The 1,114-nt window shown below is 58.4% G+C and carries 1 protein-coding gene and 1 pseudogene; both read right to left on the reverse strand.

Annotated features, from left to right (window positions below):
• On the reverse strand, window positions 1-237 hold a 237-nt coding region (locus tag AQ1_RS12145), incomplete at its 3' end, for a hypothetical protein (protein ID WP_152550432.1).
• A gap of 47 nt (window positions 238-284) precedes the next feature.
• A pseudogene (locus tag AQ1_RS12150) lies at window positions 285-1,114 on the reverse strand (hypothetical protein); the annotation flags it as partial.

Consider the following 1,114-nt stretch of genomic DNA (forward strand, 5'->3'; position numbering starts at 1 on the left):
GCGCGCGGCCAGATCGGGGGATGGCAAGGCCGTTTCCACGTCCAGAAACCCCTCACCAATCGTGTTAATCGCCTTGGCAATGCCTCCAGGAACCAAAAAGTCAGGTCGGCGTCGAAACCAGCCATCAAAGTCGTCAATCAGCACCATCCCCGGTCGCTCACGCCCGGTGAAGTCCATCACTTCTTCCTGCGCATAAGCCTCGCTAAAGACAAGAACCGCTGCCGCCAGAAGGCCCAAGCACATCCCCACAACCCCCATCGCTCGCCCCATCCCATTGCCCCCCATCACCGCAACAAATCATCAAGCGCGGTCTCTACCTCCGCATCCAGACCACCATCGTAATCCGATGATGTGTACCACGCGAATAATTCTGCAACAAGCTCGTTAAGATTGTCTTTCCCGGGTTGATTAAGGCCCACCGCAGCGCGTGCACTCAGTTCCGGCTTGAACACGATAGTCTGCTCAGTCAGGCGATCAATATTACCTCTGGCGTTCACCTGCCCAAGTCGGTTCATTTCTTCTGGAGATTTGGGCTCCCGGTCGCCCAGATTGGTGCGCAATTCCCGCAACCTGCCGAGTGTCCAGTCCTTACCCCGTGCCGTGCCAAGCGCGCGGGTGCTGTCAAGTTCCGCCTCGAAATCAACGACATTTTGCAGCGTTTCACGCTCGGTCAACTTATCACCGAATAATTCCGCACGCCGCTCCGGCGGATAGCTTAGCAGACTGTCATCAAATCCAACGCCGTACCTAATGCGCAGCCGCGCAGTCTGAGTAGCCAACTCCACTGACCGGATATCGTCGAATGTCTCCTCCCCCATGCCCTCATCCACATACTCAACAAAGCAGCGGCAATTGGCGGTCTCATCAAAAGGGCCTTCGGGGTCAGAGGGCAGAAAGAGACGCGCGCCATTCACATCAAACACCGCATCGATATCCACCCGCACCCCGTCCATCGCCGCATGGCTCGACCGCACATCGCCATCCTTGCGGGTGCGCCAGATCTTGTGGGTCTTCCCCGATGCCTTCGCCACCTCGAAATCCCGTTCCAGATCGGCAAAGCGCGCCGCCCGCGTGGCCCTCACCGCCTGCCCCTTCATTTGGCGGGCAGCAGAGC

It is taken from the genome of Iodidimonas nitroreducens, assembly GCA_000710935.1.
Lineage (GTDB): Bacteria > Pseudomonadota > Alphaproteobacteria > Sphingomonadales > Rhodothalassiaceae > Iodidimonas > Iodidimonas nitroreducens.